19 protein-coding genes, 1 tRNA gene and 3 pseudogenes are annotated in these 21,457 nt (G+C 67.3%); 7 read left to right on the forward strand and 16 right to left on the reverse strand.

Annotation, left to right across the window (positions count from 1 at the left end; all coding sequences use genetic code 11):
* The 7 genes and pseudogenes from Y694_RS11655 to Y694_RS11685 all read left to right on the forward strand — a co-directional run.
* Nucleotides 1-1,758, forward strand: a 1,758-nt coding sequence (locus tag Y694_RS11655; RefSeq protein WP_036232637.1) for a bifunctional 3-phosphoshikimate 1-carboxyvinyltransferase/cytidylate kinase, incomplete at its 5' end; no start/stop codon positions are given.
* A 67-nt stretch (nucleotides 1,759-1,825) separates the two neighbouring features.
* Nucleotides 1,826-3,595, forward strand: a pseudogene (gene rpsA / locus Y694_RS11660) (30S ribosomal protein S1); the annotation flags it as partial.
* 118 nt (nucleotides 3,596-3,713) lie between these two features.
* Nucleotides 3,714-4,049, forward strand: coding sequence for an integration host factor subunit beta (locus Y694_RS11665; RefSeq protein ID WP_011829838.1), 336 nt, complete (start codon nucleotides 3,714-3,716; stop codon nucleotides 4,047-4,049).
* A 52-nt stretch (nucleotides 4,050-4,101) separates the two neighbouring features.
* Nucleotides 4,102-4,422: a lipopolysaccharide assembly protein LapA domain-containing protein gene (locus Y694_RS11670; protein ID WP_036232620.1), complete on the forward strand. Its 321-nt coding sequence runs from the start codon at nucleotides 4,102-4,104 to the stop codon at nucleotides 4,420-4,422.
* On the forward strand, nucleotides 4,412-5,581 hold the full coding sequence (gene lapB, locus Y694_RS11675) for a lipopolysaccharide assembly protein LapB (protein WP_036232623.1): 1,170 nt from the start codon (nucleotides 4,412-4,414) through the stop codon (nucleotides 5,579-5,581). Before Y694_RS11670 ends, lapB begins: the two co-directional genes overlap by 11 nt.
* Entirely contained in the window at nucleotides 5,578-6,516 is a 939-nt protein-coding gene (gene rfaE1 / locus Y694_RS11680; protein WP_051495734.1) for a D-glycero-beta-D-manno-heptose-7-phosphate kinase, read from the forward strand. Before lapB ends, rfaE1 begins: the two co-directional genes overlap by 4 nt.
* A gap of 160 nt (nucleotides 6,517-6,676) precedes the next feature.
* Nucleotides 6,677-7,009 (forward strand): helix-hairpin-helix domain-containing protein, encoded by a 333-nt coding sequence (locus tag Y694_RS11685; protein WP_036232626.1) that lies wholly within the window; start codon nucleotides 6,677-6,679, stop codon nucleotides 7,007-7,009.
* A gap of 27 nt (nucleotides 7,010-7,036) precedes the next feature.
* Here the strand turns inward: Y694_RS11685 and Y694_RS11690 are convergent, their stop codons facing one another.
* The 16 genes and pseudogenes from Y694_RS11690 to Y694_RS11765 form a co-directional block, all read right to left on the reverse strand.
* A complete protein-coding gene (locus tag Y694_RS11690) occupies nucleotides 7,037-8,221 on the reverse strand; it encodes a patatin-like phospholipase family protein (RefSeq protein WP_081782228.1) in 1,185 nt (394 codons plus the stop codon).
* A gap of 106 nt (nucleotides 8,222-8,327) precedes the next feature.
* Nucleotides 8,328-8,771 carry a hypothetical protein gene (locus Y694_RS11695; protein ID WP_011829844.1) on the reverse strand — a complete coding sequence of 148 codons (444 nt, stop codon included), beginning with the start codon at nucleotides 8,769-8,771 and terminating at the stop codon, nucleotides 8,328-8,330.
* A 132-nt stretch (nucleotides 8,772-8,903) separates the two neighbouring features.
* Nucleotides 8,904-12,427, reverse strand: a pseudogene (gene dnaE / locus Y694_RS11700) (DNA polymerase III subunit alpha).
* 221 nt (nucleotides 12,428-12,648) lie between these two features.
* Complete coding sequence (locus tag Y694_RS11705; protein WP_231497649.1) at nucleotides 12,649-13,176, reverse strand: hypothetical protein; 528 nt, start codon at nucleotides 13,174-13,176, stop codon at nucleotides 12,649-12,651.
* A gap of 34 nt (nucleotides 13,177-13,210) precedes the next feature.
* Nucleotides 13,211-13,935 (reverse strand): annotated as a pseudogene (locus Y694_RS11710) (LrgB family protein).
* Nucleotides 13,932-14,285 (reverse strand): CidA/LrgA family protein, encoded by a 354-nt coding sequence (locus Y694_RS11715; protein ID WP_011829848.1) that lies wholly within the window; start codon nucleotides 14,283-14,285, stop codon nucleotides 13,932-13,934. Before Y694_RS11715 ends, Y694_RS11710 begins: the two are co-directional and overlap by 4 nt.
* A gap of 87 nt (nucleotides 14,286-14,372) precedes the next feature.
* Nucleotides 14,373-14,447 (reverse strand) — tRNA-Val (locus Y694_RS11720).
* A gap of 38 nt (nucleotides 14,448-14,485) precedes the next feature.
* Nucleotides 14,486-15,190 carry a DNA polymerase III subunit epsilon gene (dnaQ, locus tag Y694_RS11725; RefSeq protein WP_011829849.1) on the reverse strand — a complete coding sequence of 235 codons (705 nt, stop codon included), beginning with the start codon at nucleotides 15,188-15,190 and terminating at the stop codon, nucleotides 14,486-14,488.
* Nucleotides 15,191-15,274: 84 nt separating this feature from the next.
* Nucleotides 15,275-15,613 (reverse strand): ISC system 2Fe-2S type ferredoxin, encoded by a 339-nt coding sequence (fdx, locus tag Y694_RS11730; RefSeq protein WP_011829850.1) that lies wholly within the window; start codon nucleotides 15,611-15,613, stop codon nucleotides 15,275-15,277.
* Nucleotides 15,614-15,630: 17 nt separating this feature from the next.
* Nucleotides 15,631-17,487 carry a Fe-S protein assembly chaperone HscA gene (gene hscA, locus Y694_RS11735; RefSeq protein ID WP_036232631.1) on the reverse strand — a complete coding sequence of 619 codons (1,857 nt, stop codon included), beginning with the start codon at nucleotides 17,485-17,487 and terminating at the stop codon, nucleotides 15,631-15,633.
* 4 nt (nucleotides 17,488-17,491) lie between these two features.
* Complete coding sequence (hscB, locus tag Y694_RS11740) at nucleotides 17,492-18,010, reverse strand: Fe-S protein assembly co-chaperone HscB (RefSeq protein ID WP_011829852.1); 519 nt, start codon at nucleotides 18,008-18,010, stop codon at nucleotides 17,492-17,494.
* A gap of 61 nt (nucleotides 18,011-18,071) precedes the next feature.
* Nucleotides 18,072-18,395, reverse strand: a complete 324-nt coding sequence (gene iscA / locus Y694_RS11745; RefSeq protein WP_011829853.1) for an iron-sulfur cluster assembly protein IscA — start codon at nucleotides 18,393-18,395, stop codon at nucleotides 18,072-18,074.
* A gap of 5 nt (nucleotides 18,396-18,400) precedes the next feature.
* Nucleotides 18,401-18,817, reverse strand: a complete 417-nt coding sequence (gene iscU / locus Y694_RS11750) for a Fe-S cluster assembly scaffold IscU (RefSeq protein WP_011829854.1) — start codon at nucleotides 18,815-18,817, stop codon at nucleotides 18,401-18,403.
* A 45-nt stretch (nucleotides 18,818-18,862) separates the two neighbouring features.
* Nucleotides 18,863-20,083 carry an IscS subfamily cysteine desulfurase gene (locus Y694_RS11755; protein WP_011829855.1) on the reverse strand — a complete coding sequence of 407 codons (1,221 nt, stop codon included), beginning with the start codon at nucleotides 20,081-20,083 and terminating at the stop codon, nucleotides 18,863-18,865.
* A gap of 54 nt (nucleotides 20,084-20,137) precedes the next feature.
* Nucleotides 20,138-20,671: a Fe-S cluster assembly transcriptional regulator IscR gene (gene iscR, locus Y694_RS11760; RefSeq protein WP_011829856.1), complete on the reverse strand. Its 534-nt coding sequence runs from the start codon at nucleotides 20,669-20,671 to the stop codon at nucleotides 20,138-20,140.
* A 143-nt stretch (nucleotides 20,672-20,814) separates the two neighbouring features.
* The gene (locus Y694_RS11765) at nucleotides 20,815-21,324 is read right to left on the reverse strand and encodes a low molecular weight protein-tyrosine-phosphatase (RefSeq protein ID WP_051495735.1); all 510 of its coding nucleotides are present in this window, start codon (nucleotides 21,322-21,324) and stop codon (nucleotides 20,815-20,817) included.
* Nucleotides 21,325-21,457 lie beyond the last annotated feature (133 nt).

Consider the following 21,457-nt stretch of genomic DNA (forward strand, 5'->3'; position numbering starts at 1 on the left):
GCCCGGCTCTCTCGGCACGCCGGCACCGCGATGCGGCCGCTGGCCGCAGCGCTGGCGCTGCTGGCGGCCGACCAGGGGGCGCGCTTCGAACTCAGCGGCGTGCCGCGCATGCACGAGCGGCCGATCGGCGACCTGGTCGATGCGCTGCGGCCCCTGGGCTGCACGATCACCTGCCTGGCCAATGAAGGCTATCCACCGCTACGGCTCGAACGCGGCACGCTGAAGCTGGACGCGCCGATCCGAGTGCGCGGCGACGTCTCCAGCCAGTTCCTGACCGCGCTGCTGATGGCGCTGCCGCTGGTCGCCGCACGCCAATCGATCACGATCGAGGTCGATGGCGAATTGATCTCCAAACCCTACATCGAGATCACGCTGGCGCTGCTGGCGCGCTTCGGCATTTCGGTGCAGCGCGAAGGCTGGCAACGCTTCGTCATCCCGCAGGGCAGCGCCTACCGGTCGCCGGGCGAGATCGCCGTCGAGGGCGATGCCTCGTCGGCCTCGTACTTCATCGCGGCCGGGGCCATTGCCGCCGCTGACACGCCCTTGCGCATCGAAGGGGTCGGCTCCGCATCGATCCAGGGCGACATCCGCTTCGTCGAAGCGGCCCGTGCGATGGGCGCCGACATCACCGAGGAAGCGAACGCCCTCGTGGTACGCCGCGGCGCCTGGCCGCTGACCGCGATCGCGCTCGACTGCAACCACATTCCCGACGCCGCGATGACGCTGGCGGCAATGGCCTTGTATGCGACCGGCACCACGCGGTTGACCAACATCGCGAGCTGGCGGGTCAAGGAGACCGACCGCATCGCCGCCATGGCCATCGAGCTCCGTAAGTTCGGCGCCACGGTTTTGGAAGGCACCGACTTCATCGAGGTCACACCGCCGGCGCGCTGGCAGGCTGCGGCGATCCACACCTACGACGACCACCGCATGGCGATGTGCGCCTCGCTGGCGGCCTTCAATCCGCTGGCCGGCGGCGACGTGCCGGTGCGCATCCTGGACCCGCGCTGCGTCAACAAGACCTTCCCGGCCTACTTCGACGCCCTGTTCGGCGTGACCCGCGCCCGGACCGACCGCGTCCCGGTGCTGACCGTCGACGGGCCCACAGCCTCGGGCAAGGGCACGCTCGGCAGTGCGCTCGCCGAACGACTGGGCTATCACCATCTCGACTCCGGAGCCCTCTACCGTGCCACGGCCCTGGCCGCGCTGCGCCAGGGCGTACCGGCCGGCGATGAAGCCGCCGTTGCGGCGATCGCGCGCGCGCTGCCGCTGCGCTTCGAGAACCAGCAGACGCTGCTGGCCGGTGAGGATGTCAGCGACGAGCTCCGCCACGAGGCGGTCGGTAGCCTGGCCTCGCAGATCGCGGCCCTGCCCGCCGTGCGTCAGGCGCTGGTGGAGTTGCAGCTCGCCTTCCGCCGCCTGCCCGGCCTGGTGGCCGATGGGCGGGACATGGGCACAGTGATCTTCCCCGGCGCCGCGCTCAAGGTCTTCCTCACTGCCAACAGCGAACAGCGCGCCAGCCGGCGGCATAAGCAGTTGATTTCAAAGGGAATTTCAGCTAATATTGAAAGTCTCCGGGCCGACTTGGAGGCACGTGACGCTCGCGATCAGCATCGCAGCGTGGCGCCCTTGAAGCCGGCCGAGGATGCCCGGTTGCTCGACAACTCGGCCCTGTCCGTCGAAACCTCGGTGGATCAGGTGCTGGATTGGTGGGACGCCGTGCAGCCCTTCGGTTCTCGCGCCACGCACGAGGATTGACGGGCGCCCCAGGTCCGCGGCTTCCCCTCAGCACTGCAAGGTGCGCTGAAGCGGCGGTTCTTTCAACCTAACCCGCCACGCAAGTGGCAAATCGCCGGAACGCCGGCCTCAGGAAACCCCAATGAGTCAAACCGCAACTGCCTCGTCGCAAGGCATGGAATCGTTCGCCGCCCTGTTCGAGGAGTCGCTCAAGCGCTCCGACATGCGTGCTGGCGAGGTGATCACTGCCGAGGTGGTCCGCATCGAGCACAGCTTCGTGGTCGTCAATGCCGGCCTCAAGAGCGAAGCCTATGTGGCGATCGAAGAGTTCAAGAACGACCAGGGAGAGCTCGAAGTCCAGGTCGGCGACTTCGTCTCCGTCGCGATCGACGCGATCGAGAACGGTTACGGCGACACCATCCTGTCGCGCGACAAGGCCAAGCGCCTCGCGTCGTGGATGTCGCTCGAGACCTCGCTCGAGTCCGGCGACTTCGTGACCGGTACCGTCAACGGCAAGGTCAAGGGCGGCCTGACCGTGCTGGTCAACGGCATCCGTGCCTTCCTCCCCGGCTCCCTGCTCGACACGCGTCCGGTCAAGGACATGACGCCGTTCGAGGGCAAGACCATGGAGTTCAAGGTCATCAAGCTCGACCGCAAGCGCAACAACGTCGTGCTGTCACGCCGCGCCGTGGTCGAGGCCTCGATGGGTGAAGAGCGCGCCAAGCTGCTCGGCACGTTGCGCGAAGGCGCCTTCGTCAACGGCGTGGTCAAGAACATCACCGAATACGGCGCATTCGTCGACCTCGGCGGCATCGACGGCCTGCTGCACATCACCGACATGGCCTGGCGCCGCGTGCGTCACCCGAGCGAGGTGGTCACGGTCGGTCAGGAACTGACCGCCAAGGTGCTGAAGTTCGACGCCGAGAAGAACCGCGTCTCGCTGGGCCTCAAGCAGATGGGCGACGACCCGTGGGTCGGCGTCTCGCGTCGCTACCCGACCGGCACCCGCCTGTTCGGCAAGATCACCAACATCGCCGACTACGGCGCGTTCGTCGAGATCGAGCCCGGCATCGAAGGCCTGGTGCACGTCTCGGAGATGGACTGGACCAACAAGAACATCGCCCCGTCCAAGCTCGTCACGCTGGGCGAAGAGGTCGAGGTCATGGTGCTCGAGATCGACGAGGACAAGCGCCGCATCAGCCTGGGCATGAAGCAGTGCAAGGCCAACCCGTGGGACGAATTCGCGCAGAACCACAAGCGCGGCGACAAGCTCAAGGGCCCGGTCAAGTCGATCACCGACTTCGGCGTGTTCGTCGGCCTGGCTGCCGGCATCGACGGCCTGGTGCACCTGTCCGACCTGTCCTGGCACGAGCCGGGCGAGGCCGCCGTGCGCAACTACAAGAAGGGCCAGGAAGTCGAGGCCCTCGTGCTGGCGATCGACGTCGAGCGCGAGCGCATCTCGCTGGGCATCAAGCAGCTCGACGGTGATCCGTTCGCCACCTTCACCACGCTCAACGACCGTGGCGCGACGGTGACGGGCAAGGTCAAGACGGTCGACGCGCGCGGCGCCGAGATCCAGCTGACCGACGACGTGACCGGCTACCTTCGCGCCAGCGAAATCTCCCGCGATCGTGTGGAAGACGCCCGCAACGTGCTGAAGGAAGGCGACGAAGTCACGGCGCTGATCATCAACGTCGACCGCAAGACGCGTTCGATCCAGCTGTCGATCAAGGCCAAGGACAACGTCGATAACCAGGAAGCCATGCAGCGCCTGGCCCAGACGTCCGAACGTGAAAACGCCGGCACCACGAGCCTCGGCGCCCTGCTGAAGGCCAAGCTGGACCAGAACAACTCCTGAGTCCCGCCGAGGCTGGAGACCTTATAGGGTTTCCAGCCTGCGCGCATGCCCTTTGCCCCCGAGGGCATGCGCGCAGGCCACAGTGCCCGGATCCAGGCCAACGAACGCCGCATCTATCATGACCCGCTCCGATCTCGTGGCCCTGCTGGGTGAGCGTTTCAGCCAGCTGACGCACCGCGACACCGAGTTCGCGGTCAAGACCATCCTCGACGCGATGAGCGATGCGCTCGCGCGCGGTCACCGCATCGAGATCCGCGGCTTCGGCAGCTTCTCGATCAATCGCCGTCCTCCGCGCATGGGGCGCAATCCCCGCTCGGGCGAGCAGGTGGTGATCCCGGAGAAGCTCGTCCCGCACTTCAAGCCCGGCAAGGCCCTCCGGGAAGCGGTCGATGCACACACCGCCGCACTCGAGGCCGAGGCTCACCAGACCGCGCGCGACGAACCCACGACCTGAGCACGACGAGGCACCCGCTTCGGTCCCGTTGCCGTCGCTAGAATCGTTGGCGATGCGTGCTCTCAACTGGCTCCTGCGAGCCGCCATCTTCTTTGCGCTGTTCGCGTTTGCGCTGAACAATCAGCACGACGCCGCGCTCAAGTGGTTCTTCGGCCATGAATGGCGCGCTCCGATGGTGTTCATCGTTCTCGGCGCCTTCGGCCTCGGCTGTGCGCTGGGCATCTTCGCGATGCTGCCGAGCTGGTGGAAGCACCGCCGCGTCGCCCAGCAGCAACTGCCGCGTACCGAGACCGCGACGACGATGCTCGATGCCGACGCCGCGCGCAGCACCGAGCCTTCCTTCCCCGAACACCCGCCCCGCGATGGACTTTGATCCGCTGACCACGCTGCCGCTGGCGCTGCTCGGCCTGATGGTGGCCTTCGCGCTCGGCTGGCTGGCTTCGCGCTTCGACGTCCGCCAGTGGAAGCGCGAGCAACAGGAATCGCCGAAGGCCTACTACAAGGGCTTGAACCTGCTGCTCAACGAACAGCAGGACAAGGCGATTGACGCCTTCATCGAGGCGGTGCAGCACGACCCGGGCACCTCTGACCTGCATTTCGCGCTCGGCAACCTGTTCCGCCGACGAGGCGAGTACGAGCGTGCGGTACGGGTCCATCAACACCTGCTCGGTCGCGGTGACCTGCCCGCCACCGAACGCGAGCGTGCCCAGCACGCGCTGGCGCAGGACTACGTGAAGGCCGGTCTGTTCGACCGCGCCGAGGCGGCCTTCCGTGCACTCGAGGGCACGGCGTTTGCCACCGATGCGCGCCTCGAGCTGTTGACGCTGCACGAGCGCTCGCGCGACTGGCATGCCGCCATCGAGACGGCTCGCAAGCTGGAGGCCGCAGGCGCCGGCTCCTTCGCCAACCGCGTGGCGCACTACGGCTGCGAGATCGCGCTGGAAGCGGATGCACGCCGCCGCCCCGATGAAGCGGAGGAAGCCCTGCGCAAAGCGCGCGAAGCTGCGCCGCAGGCACCGCGACCGCGGGTCATCGCCGGGCAGCGCCTCGCGCGCGCCGGCCAGCATCGCGAAGCACTCTCGGCATGGGACGAACTTCTCGCCACGCAGCCGGGCGCCTTCGCGCTGATCGCATCGGACTATGCCAACAGCGCGCTGGCCTGCGGTGACGCAGCCGACGCCCGCGGGCGGCTGGAAGCCGTTTACGACCGTGTTCCGAGCCTCGACATCGTGACGGCGCTGCAACAGCTCGAACCGGATCCGGCCGCGCGCCACGAACGATTGCGCCGTCACCTGCAGGCACACCCGACGCTGTCGGCCGCATCGGCCCTGCTGAAGGAGCAGCAGGCTCAAGGACTGGTCCCAACGTCGACCGATGCTGAGCAGTTGCAGCAGATCACGGCCGCCGCCGGCCGGCCGATCCGGCGCTTCCGCTGCGCAGCCTGCGGCTTCGAGGCGCAGCACTACTTCTGGCAATGCCCCGGGTGCCACAGCTGGGACAGCTATCCGCCCACGCGGTTGGAGGACCAGTGAAGAAGCCGGTGCGCGACAAGACCGAGCTCGGCCGTGCACGCGTGCTGGTGGTCGGCGACGTGATGCTGGATCGCTACTGGTTCGGTGCCGTGGAACGGATTTCGCCGGAGGCGCCAGTGCCAGTGGTGCGCGTCACGCGCGAGGAGGAACGCCTCGGCGGGGCCGCCAACGTGGCACTCAACGTCAAGTCACTCGGTGCCCGCGCGACCCTGCTGACCGTGGTCGGTGACGACGAACCGGCGCGCACGCTGAAGCGCCTGCTGGAGCGCGACGGCATCGATACGTTGCTGGGCAGCGACCCGCAGCTCTACACCATCGTCAAGCTGCGGGTGATCGGCCGCTCGCAACAGCTGATCCGCATCGATTTCGAGAACCAGCCCGACCACGAGGTGCTGGCCGAGATGCTGCAGGCCTACGAAACCACGCTCGCCGAGCAGGACGCGGTGCTGTTCTCCGACTACGGCAAGGGCGGGTTGGAACACATCCCGCGCATGATTGAATTGGCACGCCGCTCAGGCAAGCCAGTGCTCGTGGATCCCAAGGGCAGCGACTACCGCCGCTACGCGGGCGCCAGTGTGATCACACCGAACCGTGCCGAACTCGCGCAGGTCGTCGGCGCCTGGAGCAGTGAGGCGCAGTTGCGTGAGCGCGCCCAGGCGCTGCGCGTCGAGCTGGGCTTGGAGGCCCTGCTGTTGACCCGCAGCGAAGAAGGCATGACCCTGTTCGACGCACGAGGCGACACCAGCGTGCCGGCCCAGGCCCGCGAAGTGTTCGACGTGACCGGCGCCGGTGACACCGTGATCGCGACGATGGCCGCGATGATCGCCTGCGGTCTGAGTCCGCGCGAGGCGATGCCGCTGGCCAACCGAGCCGGCAGCATCGTGGTCGGCAAGTTCGGCACCGCGAGCGTCAGCTACGACGAGTTGTTCGAGTAGACCGCAGCGCTCACGGCGCGCCGTTGTCTGCTCCCGGCGACGTAACACCCCTCCGGCCGCCCTCCTGGGAAGGATGGGCAGGCTGCCAAGCGGCTTCTAGAGTGCTCTGGCGGGTCTCGAACAAGGCTCGCCATCGCAACCACTCTGGAGGAGATTCGACATGCTGAAGAAGATGCTGAGCGCGCTACTCGCGTTCTGGTTCATGGCCGCTGTCGCCGCGGTCGATGTCAACAAGGCCGACCAGGCGACGCTCGAAGGCGTCAAGGGCATCGGACCCGGCCTGTCGACGCGACTGCTCGACGAGCGCAAGAAGAGTCCGTACAAGGATTGGGACGACCTGATCGGTCGCGTCAAGGGCGTCGGCGAAGGCAATGCGCAGCGCTTCTCCGACGCCGGGCTCACAGTCAACGGCGCGAGCTACGGCGCCGCGACGAAGCCCACCAAGGTGGCGGCTCCCACGTCGTCCGCCAAGGCGTCGGCTGCCGGCAAATGAGCCCGGGGGCGCGATCGAGCCACTGGCTCACGTGCCCCAGCCGAAGAAGCGCAGCACGTCATCGCGACGCGCCAGCGTGTCGGCCTCGCCGAGCGCGATCAACTCTCGCGTGTACGGAGCTTCGAACAACAGATAGCTCGCCAGCGCGGCGCCCCGCGCGCTGTCGGGCGCCACGTCACTGACACCCACGGCCCGCAGCATCGCGCGCACCGGCGTCGGCAGCGCGTGAAGGTGTCGCGCCGCGATGTCGTCGAGCCGCTGGCTCGGCGCGATGACCAGCAGTTCAATGGGCTTGAGCTGCGTCTGTGCCAAGGCCTCCGGGCCAAGCAGCGAGAGCGTGTGGTTGATGCGCTGCAGTCGCTCGATGTCCACCGCCAGCGCGTCGAGGAAGATGTTCGATAGCGCGTGGCCGGCGATCTGCGCGAGGCTGGGGTAGCCGTTCGCCGGCGGGCGCTCGCCAGACGGCTCGTGCAGCCGACCAGCTCCAACGACGAGGATGCGCTCGGCACCGAGGTGCACCGCCGGCGAGATCGGCGCGGCCTGGCGCATCGAACCATCGCCGAAGTACTCGGCACGGCCGTGCCGGTCCAGCGAGACCGCCGGAAAGATGAACGGTATGGCCGAAGACGCCATCAGGTGCGGAATGCCGAGCGTCGCGCGCGCCGCCACGCGCTGGGAGCGTGTCCAGGCCGGCAGGTCCTGCGGCGCGTCGTAGAAGGTCACATGGTCGCCCGCGGTGTAGCTGGACGCACTGATTGCGAGGGCGCGCAGGTGTCCGGCATCGATCAGTTCCGGGATTCGATCCAGCGGCAGCAGTTGCGCGAGCAAGTCCTCGAGCGGCTCGTTGTCGAGCAGGGAGCGCGGCCGCGCCCGCCGCCAACGCGCAAGCGCCCAACCGGCGGTGAACAAGGTGAGCCAGCGCGCGCCGGTGCGGATCACGCCGAAGGCATCGGCCCGATAGACCTGTCCGGCCTCGAAATTGCGCCACACGCGCAACAGCAGGCGCACGGCCCGATCGAAATCGTCGGCGCCGCAGGCCAATGCCGCCGCGTTGATGGCACCGGCCGAGGTGCCAGCGATGACGGGAAAGGGGTTGTCGTGAGCGCGCACGCCGGCGTCGCGGCGTAGCCGGCTCAGGGCCGACAGCACGCCGACCTGATAGGCGGCGCGTGCGCCGCCGCCCGTCAGCACCAAGCCTGTGGTCTTGCTCACGCGGCGAGCATAGCCGCGGGTCAGGCAGTGACTAAGGGCGGAACTGAAGGAGAGAAGTCGCCGTTATCGTGCCGCCAGATGCGCCGAGACGGCGTCCGGCGTCAATTCAGTCACGGCCGTGCTTGCCCGGGCCGTGGCCCTTGCCGCGGTGATCGTGGTCGTCGCGACCGCGCCGCCGCTCGTCGCGCCCGCCACGCGGGTCGTGCCGGTGCTCCTCCCGATAGTGCGGCGCATAGACGTTCTGATACCAGCCGTCCTGCACGAAGTAGACCGGCTGACCGCAGGCCGCATAGCGAGCGCAATGCTTGCCCCAGTTCTTGGCGTGGCCCGGCGGCACGCGCAGATAGATCGGCCGCTGCACCACCGCATAGGGGGCCGGCGCGATGACCACCGGCTGCGGATAGATCAGCTGCGGCTGCGGGTAGTTGCCGATGTCGATGCGGCCGTAAAAGCCAGGCTGGCCGATGCTGACAGAGACCCCGACATCGGCCGCCAGCGCGGGCGCGATGGCCGAGACCGCCAGCGTAGCGGCGAGAAGCATGCGTTTCATCCAACGATCCTCTTGTGGTTGTGCACTTGTTCAACGCCTCGCGAAGCGATTCGCTGACACGACCTCAGTGTGCTGCGGCTGCCCGCTTGCCGGCACGACCACGATGTTGCAGCGTTGTAAAGAAATGCACCATCACTCGTACACCACCGCGGCCTGGCCGTGGGTGCTGGCTTTCCAGCGCGCCAGGGCCGTGTCGGTCGGGAAGAAGCGGCCATCGTCGCCGAGGTCGATCTCGCCCTGCACCGCCTCGCGGTGCAGCACCACGCGCACTGGCAGGCCCTGGACCAGGTCACCCTGGTCGGTGCGCAAGGTGCGCGGAGGGAACTCGCGCAGCAGTTCGTCGATCGGTGGCGTGACGCCGTTCACGGCCACGCGCAGATAGCGGCCGAAGCGACAGCGCGCTGCAGCCAGATCCCACACCTGCTGCACATTGAGCCGCACGCCCCCCGAAAAGCGGTCGGGCTGCACCTTGCCCTGCACGACGATGAACTCGTCCTCCACCAACTGTTCGCGGTGCGCGTTGAGCAGATCCTCGTTCGCCACGGCCTCGATCGTCTCGCTCTTGTCGTCGAGCTTGAAGATCGCAACCCGGCCACGCTGACCGTTGACGACCCGCAACTCGGTGACGATCCCCGCCAGCAACTGCGGCTCCCGGCTATCGAGCAGGTCAGCGATGCGGCGCCGCGCGAACTGCCGCACCTCGGTCTCGCATTCGTCGAACAGATGGCCCGAGAGATAGAAGCCCAGAGCCGCCTTCTCGTGCGTCAGCCGTTCCTTGATGCTCCAGGCTTCCGTCGCCACGAGATCGGGCTCGTTGGTCGAGGCGGCATGCGAGTCGCCGAAGTCGAACAGGCCGCCCTGGTCGGCGTTCGCCGCCTGCGTGTCTGCGTACTCGAAGGCGAGCGGCACGCTGGCCATCAGCACCGCCCGGTCGGCTTCGAGCGCGTCGAAGGCCCCACCCTTGATCAGTGCTTCGACCACCCGCTTGTTGACGCGACTGCGGTCCACTCGCGCGGCGAAGTCGAACAGGCTCTTGTATGGACCGCCTTCACGGCGCGCGTCGACGATCGCCTCGATGGCGCCCTGCCCCGTGCCCTTGATGGCGCCGAGTCCGTAGCGCACGCGGCCTCGCTCCTTGCCCTGCGGCGCCACCGGCTCGAAGCGGTAGCCGCCGGCATTGACGTCGGGTGCCTCGAACACCACGCCCAGGGACACCGCGTCATCGTGGAAGATCTTGAGCTTGTCGGTGTCGTCCAGCGCGACGCTCATGTTGGCCGCGGTGAACTCGGCCAGGTAATGCACCTTGGCCCAGGCCGTGTGGTAGGCCAGCAGCGCATAGGCCGCGGCATGCGACTTGTTGAAGCCGTAGCCCGCGAACTTCTCCATCAGGTCGAAGATCTCGTTCGCGAGACCTGCGCCGATGCCGTTCTTCGCAGCACCTTCCGCGAAGATGACGCGGTGCTTGGCCATCTCCTCGGCCTTCTTCTTCCCCATCGCGCGACGCAGCAGGTCCGCGCCGCCGAGCGAGTACCCGCCCAGGCGCTGCGCGACCTGCATCACCTGCTCCTGGTAGACCATGATCCCGTAGGTCTCCTCGAGCACCTCGCGCATCAGCGGATGGGGATAGTCCACGTCCTCCTTGCCGTGCTTGCGGGCACAGAAGCTCGGGATCAGGTCCATCGGGCCCGGACGGTAAAGCGCCACCAGCGCGATGATGTCCTCGAACACGCTGGGCCGCGCTTCGCGCAGCATGCCCTGCATGCCACGACTTTCCAGCTGGAACACCGCGACCGTCCTGCCTTCGCTCAGCAGCTGGTAGGTCTTGCGGTCGTCGAGCGCGATGTTCTCGAACGCGAAGTCGGCGCGATCGGCGTGGCGTGTCCGGATGAAGTCCTTGGCCAGTTCCAGGATCGTCAGCGTGGCGAGGCCTAGGAAGTCGAACTTCACGAGTCCGATTGCCTCGACGTCGTCCTTGTCGTACTGGCTCACCGCCGAATCGCTGCCCGGCTGCTGGTAGAGCGGACAGAAGTCTGTGATCTTGCCCGGCGCGATCAGCACGCCACCGGCGTGCATGCCGATATTGCGCACCGTGCCTTCCACGCGTTCGGCCAGCGCCAGCAGTTCGGCGACCTCCTCCTCCTTCTGCTCGCGCTGCTCGATCTCCGGGGCCTCCTTCCGGGCGTAGATCAGGCCCGGGTCAGGCCTGTCGCCGGGGCGCTTCAGCGTCACCGTCTTGCCGGGTGGCGCCGGCACCAGCTTGGCGATGCTGTCGACGTGGCCGTAGCCCATGCCCAGCACGCGGCCCACGTCGCGCAGCGCGGCCTTGGCGGCCATCGTGCCGAAAGTGGCGATCTGGCTCACCGCATCTCGGCCGTACTTCTGCTTCACGTAGTCGATCACGCGATCGCGGTTGCCCTGGCAGAAGTCGATGTCGAAATCGGGCATCGACACGCGGTCGGGATTCAGGAAGCGCTCGAAGAGCAGGTTGTAGGCAAGCGGGTCGAGGTCGGTGATCTTCAGCGCATAGGCCACCAGCGAGCCGGCGCCCGAGCCCCGCCCTGGCCCGACCGGACAGCCGTTGCCCTTGGCCCAGTTGATGAAGTCGGCCACGATCAGGAAATAGCCCGGGAAGCCCATCTTCAGGATCGTCTCGATCTCGAAGTCCAGCCGCTCGACGTAGCGTGCGCGATGACGCTCGCGCTCGTCCTCGTTCGGGTAGAGCTGCGCGAGCCGCTCGTTCAGCCCGGCGTGCGAGGCGTGGCGAAAGTAGTCGTCCGGCGCCATGCGCTGTCCGTCGACGATCGGTGTCGGAAAGTCGGGCAGCTGCGGTTTGCCGAGCGTCAGCGTCAGATGACAGCGGCGCGCAATCGCCAGCGTGTTGGCGATCGCCGAGGGAATGTCGGCAAACAGCTCGACCATCTGCGCGGCGGTCTTGAAATGCTGCTCACGCGTGAAGCGCTTGACGCGGCGAGGGTTGGTGAGCGTCTCGCCTTCGGCGATGCAGACGCGGGCCTCGTGGGCCTCGAAATCATCGGTACTCAGGAACTGCACTGGATGCGTCGCCACCACCGGCAGGCCCAGCTTCGCGGCGAGCGGTACCACCGCCCTCACCTGGGCCTCGTTGCCGGCTTGCCCGGCACGCTGCAATTCGAGATAGAAGCGCCCAGGGAACAGCGCAGCCAGCCGCAGCGCCTGCGCCTCGGCCCGCGCCGCATCACCGGCCAGCAGCGCCAACCCGACCGCGCCCAGGTCGCGCCGGACAGCGCGATCAGTCCATCGCCATGCTTCGCCAACTGAGGCCATGCCACGCAGGCCTGGTGGCGCTGCAGGTTCTCGGTCCACGCGTGCGAGATCAGCTCGCAGAGGTTCAGGTAGCCAGTGCGGTTCTGCACCAGCAGCAGCAAGCGGCTCGGCTGCTTCTCGTCGCCCTCGGCCTCGAGCCACAGATCCGCACCGATCAGCGGCTGCACACCCTTGCCGCGCGCCGCGCCGTAGAACTTGATCGCACCGAACAGGTTCGACAGATCGGTGATCGCCAGCGCGGGTTGCTCATCGGCCGCCGCCGCGGCCACCATGTCGTCCACACGCAGCATCCCGTCGACGACGGAGTACTCGGTGTGGGTACGGAGGTGAACGAAGCTCGGGGACGAAGTCATGCGAGGATTCTAGGGAAGCGCCCCACTGCATCGACGCTCGGATCCGCTCGATTCCCGTCAATCGCCCCATGACGCCCGGGCCCGCACGCTGCCTGCACAAGTTGTCCACCGCAGCGGTGCACAAACCTGTGGAAAACCACGGCCGATGCGCTGCGAGGCCCGGCCGATGCGCCGCCACCGGCCACTGCCTCGAATCGGGCAGGACCGGAGCCCGGGAAGGCTCAGGCCCTCTTTCGGGCAACGACCTTGCGCGGTGCTGGCTTCTTCGTCGCGGGCTTCCGGGTGGCGGCCGCCTTCGGCGTGGACTTCGGCGCTGCTGCGGGCGTCACCGACGCTTCGCTCACACGCGGACGCCCGGTCTTCAGGGTCGGCACCGCCAGCAGCGCCGAGACGAAGCGCGTGTCGGCCAGTTCGGTCAGCAACTTGATGCCGGCGCGCAGCAGCTCGCTCTTCTTCGCTGCCTGACCGAGCTTGGCGGCGCGCTGCTTCAGGTCGGCCAGCGCGGCGTACTCGCCCTTGGGGATCGTGAAGCCGTCACGGACCAGTTTCTCGCGCTTCTTCGGCGCGTCGGCGCGGTCCGGAGCAGCGGCGGCCTTGGCGCGCTTGCCCGGCGCCGGAGCGGCCTTGACCGGCTTCGCGGCGACCGCCTTGCGCCCGACGGCGCCCGTGGACTTGGATTTCGTGACCATGGAATTCCTTTGATGAATAAACAGTATTTTCAGTTTATACCGTTTATTTCTCAACGGCAAAGCGAGCCATTCCCAGCCCGCTCTCCGCTCTCTGCTACAGCCAGTGCAGCAGCTTCAGGATCAACGGCATCAGCAGCGCCGTCGCGATGCCATTCAGGCCCATGGCGAGTGCCGAGAAGGCCCCTGCCGTCTCGTTGACCTGCAGGGCGCGCGCCGTGCCGACCGCGTGCGCGGTGATGCCGACGGCGAAGCCGCGCACCGCGGGGTCGTCGATGCGCGACAGGTTCAGCAGACCCCGTGCGACGATCGCACCGCCCACGCCGGTGACCGCCACGCCCACCGCGGCAAGCGACGGCAGGCCGCCGATGCGCTCGGCCACTGCCATCGCGATCGGCATCGTGGCCGAACGCGGCGCCAGCGACAGCACCGTCTCAGGGGAGCCGCCGAGCGCCCACGCGATGCCCATGCCGGAGAGGATCGCCGTCACCGAGCCGACCACCAGGCTACCGAGATCGGCAGCCACATCCGCTTCAGGCGCTCCCACTGGCTGTACAGCGGCACGGCCAGTGCGACCGTCGCCGGGCCGATCAGGAAATGCACGAACTTCGCACCCTCGAAGTAGGTCGGATAGGGTGTGTCCGTGAGCAGCAGCACCGCGATGATCGCGACGGTCGCCGTCATCACCGGGATGAGGAACGGCGTGGCACCGCAGCGCCGGTACAGCCAGGTCGCACCGAAGTACGCCAGCAAGGTCACCGTGAGCCACAGCAGCGGCGAACTGGCCAGGAAGACCCAGACCTCGAACAGGCTGTGCTTCATTGGTCGGACGCCTTGGTGATGCGCAGCATCCAGCGCAGAGTGAAAGCGGTGACCACCAGCGTGATCGCGGCGCCGCCCACGCCCGCCGCGAGGAACGGCAGCCATTCCTGGGAAACGCGGCCGAAATGCATCATCACACCCGTGACCGCGGGGATGAACAGCAGCATCAGGTGCTGCAGCAGCCCGTTGGTGGTGTCGCGCAAGGCCTCCGGCACCCGGCCGTAGGCAATCAGCGCGGCCAACAGCAGCAGCATGCCGACCAGCGGCCCCGGCACCGACAGGCCGAGCCACTGCACCAGCACTTCGCCGATCAGTTGCAGGATGAACAAGGCAGCGATCGCGTGCAGCATCGGACACTCCGGTGAACGTGGCCGACAGAGGCTCGCCACAGCGCCAAGAGAAAAGCCCGCAAGCGCGACCGCTTGCGGGCTTCTGTCTGGTGGGCGGTGCAGGGTTCGAACCTGCGACCCCTGCCGTGTGAAGGCAGTGCTCTACCGCTGAGCTAACCGCCCGAATAATCGGGTTCGCGGGGTAACGCGAGAAGCCGGCATTATGCCATGGCGCGCCACAGCGTCTTGCCGCCGGAAACCTTGTCGAGTTCTGCGAGCACGGCCTCGTGCGCTTGACGCTCGTCGTCGCTGGGTTCGATGACGGGCAGAGCGAACTGCCGCAGGTCGATGTCCGCGACGGCGATCGCCCCGCCTGACGCTGCGCCGGCATCGATGACCAACGAGTTCTGGCCTCGCGTCATGCGGATATACACCTCCGCGAGCAGCCCTGCGTCAAGCAGCGCGCCGTGCAAGGTGCGGCTGGCGTTGTCGACCTCGAGGCGCTTGCACAGTGCGTCGAGCGAGTTGGACTTGCCAGGGAACATCTCGCGCGCCATCGTCAGGCTGTCGGTCACCGCGCCCACCTGCTCGGCGAAGCGGGGCCGCTGCAGGCGCTTCAGCTCCGCGTCGAGGAAGCCGACGTCGAAGGCCGCGTTGTGGATGATGATCTCGGCGCCAGCCAAGTACTCCATCAGCTCATCGGCAACGACCGCGAACTTGGGCTTGTCCGCCAGGAACTCGTCGGTCAGGCCGTGGATCTTCACGGCATCCTCGTGATTACGACGCTCGGGGTTCAGGTAGAAGTGCCGGTTGTTGCCGCTCAGGCGGCGGCTGAGCATCTCCACGCAACCGATCTCGATGATGCGGTCGCCGTTCTCCGGGCTTAGGCCGGTGGTCTCGGTGTCGAGGAAGATCTGGCGGCTCATGGTGAGTGCAGTGATTCTGGCTTCGGCATCACATCGCTGCGCGCCATGAGCCTACGCCGAAATCACTGACCGGCGTACCGCCGGTCAGTGATTCTCCTTGGCGTGGTTGATCGAGTAGCGCGGAATCTCCACCACCAGATCCTGCTGCGCCAGGATGGCCTGGCAGCTGAGGCGGGAGTTCGGCTCCAGGCCCCAGGCGCGGTCCAGCAGATCTTCCTCGTTCTCGTCCATCTCGTTCAGCGACGCGAAACCCTCGCGCACGACGACGTGGCAGGTGGTGCAGGCACAGCTCATCTCGCAGGCATGCTCGACCTCGATGTCGTGCTCCAGCAGCGCCTCGCAGATCGAGCTGCCGGGCGCCGCCTCGATGCTTGCGCCCTGGGGGCAGTACTCGGGATGCGGCAGGATCTTGATGATGGGCATGGCATTCTCGAACGGGGTCAGACTTCTTCGACGCGCCGGCCAGCCAGGGCCTGCCGGATGCCGCGGTTCATGCGCTCGGCCGCGAAAGACTCGGTGCCATCGGCCAGCGCCTTGACGGCCGCATCGATGGCTGCCGCATCTTCACCGAGCGCCTGCTGCTCGGCCGCGCGCATCAGCGCCTCGATGCCGGCGCGCTCGCCGTCGGCGAGCAGGTCGCCATCAGCCTCCAGCGCGGCACGGGTGGCCAGCACCATGCGCTCTGTCTCCACGCGAGCCTCGCGCAGCGCGCGGTCGCGCATGTCACCCTCTGCGGTGGTGAAGCCCTCCTGCAGCATGCGCGCGATCTGCTCATCGGCCAGGCCATAGCTCGGCTTGACCGTCACCGCCGCTTCGACGCCGGAGGTCTGCTCGCGTGCGGTGACGCTCAACAGCCCGTCGGCGTCGACCTGGAAGCTCACGCGGATGCGCGCGGCCCCGGCCACCATCGGCGGGATGCCGCGCAGTTCGAAGCGTGCGAGCGAGCGGCAATATTCGACCTGCTCGCGCTCGCCCTGCAGCACGTGGATGGCCATCGCGGTCTGGCCGTCCTTGAAAGTGGTGAAGTCCTGCGCCCGTGCCGTGGGAATGCTGCTGTTGCGCGGGATGATGCGCTCGACCAGCCCGCCCATCGTCTCGAGACCCAGCGACAGCGGCGTCACGTCGAGCAGCAGCAGGTCGTTGCCGGAGGCATTGCCCGCCAGCTGGTGCGCCTGGATCGCGGCGCCCAGCGCCACCACTTCGTCAGGGTTCAGGTCGGTCAGCGGCGAGCGGCCGAGGTAGAGCGTGACGGCCTCGCGGATCTGCGGCATGCGGGTCGAGCCGCCGACCAGCACGACGCCCTTGACCTCGTCCTTGCTCACCTTGGCATCGCGCAACACCTTGCGCACCGCGGCCAGCGTGCGGTCGGTGAGCGGCTTGGTGAGCGCCTCGAACTGCACGCGCGTGACCGCGAGGTCCAGCAAGCCGGCACGGAGCACGACCTGCATGCGCGCCTCGGCCGCGGACGACAAGGCTTCCTTGACGGCTCGCGCGGCGACCAGCACCGCCCTCTTGTCCTGCGCTGTCTCGGCCGCGAGTCCGGCACCGGCCAGTGCCCAGTCGGCCAGAGCATGGTCGTAGTCGTCGCCTCCCAGTGCGGAGTCGCCGCCGGTCGCGACGACTTCGAACACGCCTTCGCTCAAGCGCAGCAGCGAGATGTCGAAGGTACCGCCGCCCAGATCGTAGACCGCGTAAAGGCCTTCGCTGCCGTTCTCCAGACCGTAGGCAATCGCCGCCGCGGTGGGCTCGTTGATCAGGCGCAGCACGTTCAGGCCGGCCAGTTGCGCCGCGTCCTTGGTGGCCTGGCGCTGCGCGTCGTCAAAGTAGGCCGGCACCGTGATCACCGCACCGAACAGCTCGTCGTCGAAACTGTCCTCGGCGCGGAAGCGCAGTGTCGCCAGCAGTTCGGCCGACACCTCGACCGGCGTCTTCACGCCATCGCGGGTGGCCACGCTCACCATGCCCGGCTGGTCGACGAAGCGGTACGGCAGCTTCTCGCGGTCGTCGATGTCGGTCAGCGCCCTGCCCATGAAGCGCTTGGCAGAGACGATGGTGTTCTCGGGGTCCTCGGCCTGCGCCGCCAGCGCATCGAAGCCGATCGCGCGGCGACCGCCTTCGAGGTAGCGCACCGCCGAAGGCAGGATCACGCGGCCTTCGTCGTCGGGCAGGCATTCGGCGACACCGGAGCGCACCGCAGCCACCAGCGAATGCGTGGTGCCGAGATCGATGCCGACCGCGATGCGCCGCTGGTGCGGGTCCGGCGACTGGCCGGGTTCGGAGATTTGCAGCAGAGCCATTCGTCTATTGTCCCAGCGCTTCCAGGCGCCGATCGAGATCGTGCGCAAAGCGCTCGACGAACATGAGGGCTCTGACCTGCTGCGCTGCGGCAGCCCAGTCGCGGCGCTCGTCGAGCGTGGACTCCAGTTCAGCCAGGGCCGCGCGGCGGAACGCCAGCACCTCGTCGTTGAGCGACTCCACGGCCGCGCCGTCGCGCGCGTCGTCGAGCGCCTCGCGCCAGGCCATCTGGTGGATCAGGAAGCTCGCTGGCATCGCCGTGTTGTTCTCGGCATCGACCTTGGCGCCCTGCAACTCGCACAGGTAGGCCGCGCGCTTCAGCGGATCCTTCAGCCGTGCATAGGCCTCGTTCACGCGCACGGCCCACTGCATCGCGACGCGCTGCGCCGCCGCGCCCTCGGTCGCAAACCGATCAGGGTGCACCTCGGCTTGCAGCGCCTTCCAGCGTGCATCGATCTGCACACGATCCTGGGCACAGCGCCTCGGCAGGCCGAAGAGTTCGAAATCGTCGCTGTCGAGCTTCATCGTCGTCGGGGGATCAAAAAAAGGGCGCGGCCGTGCCGCGCCCTTTTATGCATCGTCGGTTTCAGATCCGGAACGATTCACCGCAACCACAGCGGTCGCGTTCGTTCGGGTTGTTGAACTTGAAGCCCTCGTTCAGACCTTCGCGCACGAAGTCGAGCTGCGTGCCTTCGATGTACGGCAGGCTCTTCGGGTCGACCAGCACCTTCACGCCCTGGTCCTCGAAGATCACGTCCTCGGGTGCCGCCTCATCAGCGTACTCGAGCTTGTAGGCCAAGCCGGAGCAGCCGGTGGTCTTGACACCCAGACGCACACCGACGCCCTTGCCGCGCTTGCCCAGGTAGCGCGTCACGTGGCGTGCCGCAGCAGGAGTCAGGGTGACGGCCATCGTGGTCAGTGCGTTGCGGTCGCGGCGGCAGGCTGCGCGTTGCCATGCTTGGCCTTGTAGTCGCTCACGGCCGCCTTGATCGCGTCCTCGGCCAGGATCGAACAGTGGATCTTCACCGGCGGGAGCGCCAGCTCCTCGGCGATCTGGGTGTTCTTGATCGTCAGCGCTTCGTCGAGCGACTTGCCCTTGACCCATTCGGTGACCAGCGAGCTCGACGCGATCGCCGAACCGCAGCCATAGGTCTTGAACTTGGCGTCCTCGATCAGCCCGGTCGCCGGGTTGACCTTGATCTGCAGCTTCATCACATCGCCGCAGGCCGGAGCCCCAACCATGCCGGTGCCGACCGTGTCGTCGCCCTTCTCGAAGGAACCGACGTTGCGGGGATTCTCGTAGTGCTCAACGACTTTTTCGCTATAGGCCATGCTGCTGCTCCTGAAACTCGGTCGAACGGGGTGCCGGGGCGAGGCTCAGTGCGCCGCCCACTGGATGGTGCTGATATCGACGCCGTCCTGGTACATCTCCCAAAGCGGCGACAGTTCGCGCAGTTTGGCCACGTTGTGGCGGATGGTGCCGATGGCGTAATCGATCTCTTCCTCGGTCGTGAAGCGGCCGATGGTCATGCGCAGGCTGGAGTGCGCCAGTTCGTCGCTGCGGCCCAGCGCGCGCAGCACGTAGCTCGGCTCCAGGCTGGCCGAGGTGCAGGCCGAACCCGACGACACCGCGAGACCCTTGATGCCCATGATCAGCGACTCGCCCTCGACAAAGTTGAAGCTCATGTTCACGTTGTGCGGCACGCGCCGCTCGGCGTGGCCGTTCAGGAAGGTCTGCTCGATGTCGGCCAGGCCGTCGATCAGGCGCTTCTGGAGCATGCGAATGCGCTCGCTCTCGGTGCCCATCTCCTCGCGCGCGATGCGGAAGGCCTCGCCCATGCCGACGATCTGATGCGTGGGCAGCGTGCCGGAGCGCATGCCACGCTCGTGGCCGCCGCCATGCATCTGCGCTTCCAGCCGCACGCGCGGCTTGCGGCGCACGTACAGCGCACCGATGCCCTTGGGACCGTAGGTCTTGTGCGAGGCCAGGCTCATCAGGTCGACCGGCAGCGTGGCCAGATCGATCGCGACCTTGCCGGTCGCCTGGGCCGCATCGACATGGAACACGATGCCGCGCTCGCGGCACAGTGCACCGATCGCCGGGATGTCCTGGATGACGCCGATCTCGTTGTTGACGAACATCACCGAGACGAGGATCGTGTCAGGCCGGATCGTGGTCTTGAGCAGGTCGAGGTCGATCAGACCGTCTTCCTGAACCTCCAGGTAGCTCACCTCGAAACCCTGGCGCTCGAGTTCGCGCATGGTGTCGAGCACCGCCTTGTGCTCGGTCCGGACCGTGATCAGGTGCTTGCCGCGCGTCTTGTAGAACTGCGCCGCGCCCTTGAGCGCGAGGTTGTTGGACTCGGTCGCGCCGGAGGTCCAGACGATCTCGCGCGGGTCCGCACCGATCAGTGCCGCCACCTCGCCGCGTGCCTTCTCGACCGCCTCTTCGGCCTCCCATCCCCATGCGTGGCTGCGCGAGGCTGGATTGCCGAAGTGCTCACGCAGCCAGGGAATCATCGCGTCGACGACGCGGGGGTCGACCGGCGTCGTGGCGCCGTAGTCCATGTAGATCGGAAAGTGCGGGGTCATGTCCATGGCGGGCGGCTCCCTGGCATCAGGGCGTGGCTGGCGGGAGCGGAAGGCGGTTGATTACTTGCTGAAGGAGCTGCCGAGCGCGAACACGGAGTTCGGCGCAGTGATCTTGATCGGCTTGACGACCGGCTGCGACGAGATCGCCCGCTTGACCGGCGCCTCCTCGATCGACACACCCTTGGCGAGCTGGTCGTCGACCAGCTTGCGCAGCGAGATCGAGTCCAGGAACTCGATCATCTTGGTGTTCAGGCTGGCCCACAGGTCGTGCGTCATGCAGCGGCCCGAATCCTCGCCCATGCAGTTTTCCTTGCCGCCGCAACCTGTGGCGTCGATCGGCTCGTCGACCGCGACGATGATGTCGGCGACCGTGATCTCCTCGGCCTTGCGACCCAGCGAATAGCCGCCGCCCGGGCCACGGGTCGACTCGACCAGCTCATGACGGCGCAGCTTGCCGAACAGCTGTTCCAGGTAGGACAGCGAGATCTGCTGGCGCGAACTGATCGCGGCAAGCGCAACCGGGCCGCTGTGCTCGCGCAGGGCCAAGTCGATCATGGCGGTGACGGCAAAGCGGCCTTTGGTGGTGAGACGCATACTGAACTCCTTGAGGCGCGTGGCTGGCGGACCGGGTATCCGGGGGTCGCTTCACTGCGAGCCATCGGGACTTAATCCCGACTGAATAGCTCAATTATAGGTGAAGCCGACTTATTTGGTCGGACACGTCCCCGTAAGTTCCCCTACTCGCGACCCGGAGTTCGAGCCAGGTGCTCGATCAGCCCGTCGCAGGCTGCCTCCACCAGATCCAGCACGTGGTCGAACCCGGCCGCGCCACCATAATAGGGGTCAGGTACAACTTCACTGCCCGCCGCGCGGCCGAATTCCATCAGCCGCCGGAGCTTGCGCTGGGCCTGCGGTGGGCAGCGCTCCTGCAGCAGTGCCAGATTGTCCCAATCCATCGCCAGCAGCAAGTCGAAGCGCTCGAAATCGTCGTCATCCACCGCGCGGGCCCGTTGCGCCGACAGATCGTAGCCGCGCCGCGCGGCATGCGCCTGGCTGCGCTCGTCCGGCGGCTCGCCCACATGGTAGGCATGGGTGCCCGCCGAATCGACGAGCACCCACTCGGCCATCCCGGCCGCGGCCAGCCTCGCGCGGAGCACGCCTTCGGCCGTGGGGCTGCGGCAGATGTTCCCCATGCAGACCATGAGGACACGGATCGGTGGCGGGGCTTCGGGCACGGGCTTCTCCATCGCGAGCCGTGATTCTCGACGAAGCCTCCGCGCTGGCGCGCCATGCGCACCGCCACACCGAGGCGAATCCGGCGCTGTCGGCCGGCCCACCTGCCGAGCTGCGAATCCTCAGCGGCCGAGCGCCTTCGCGGAG

This window comes from Methylibium sp. T29-B (assembly GCF_000576225.1).
GTDB classification, from domain to species: Bacteria; Pseudomonadota; Gammaproteobacteria; order Burkholderiales; family Burkholderiaceae_C; genus Methylibium; species Methylibium petroleiphilum.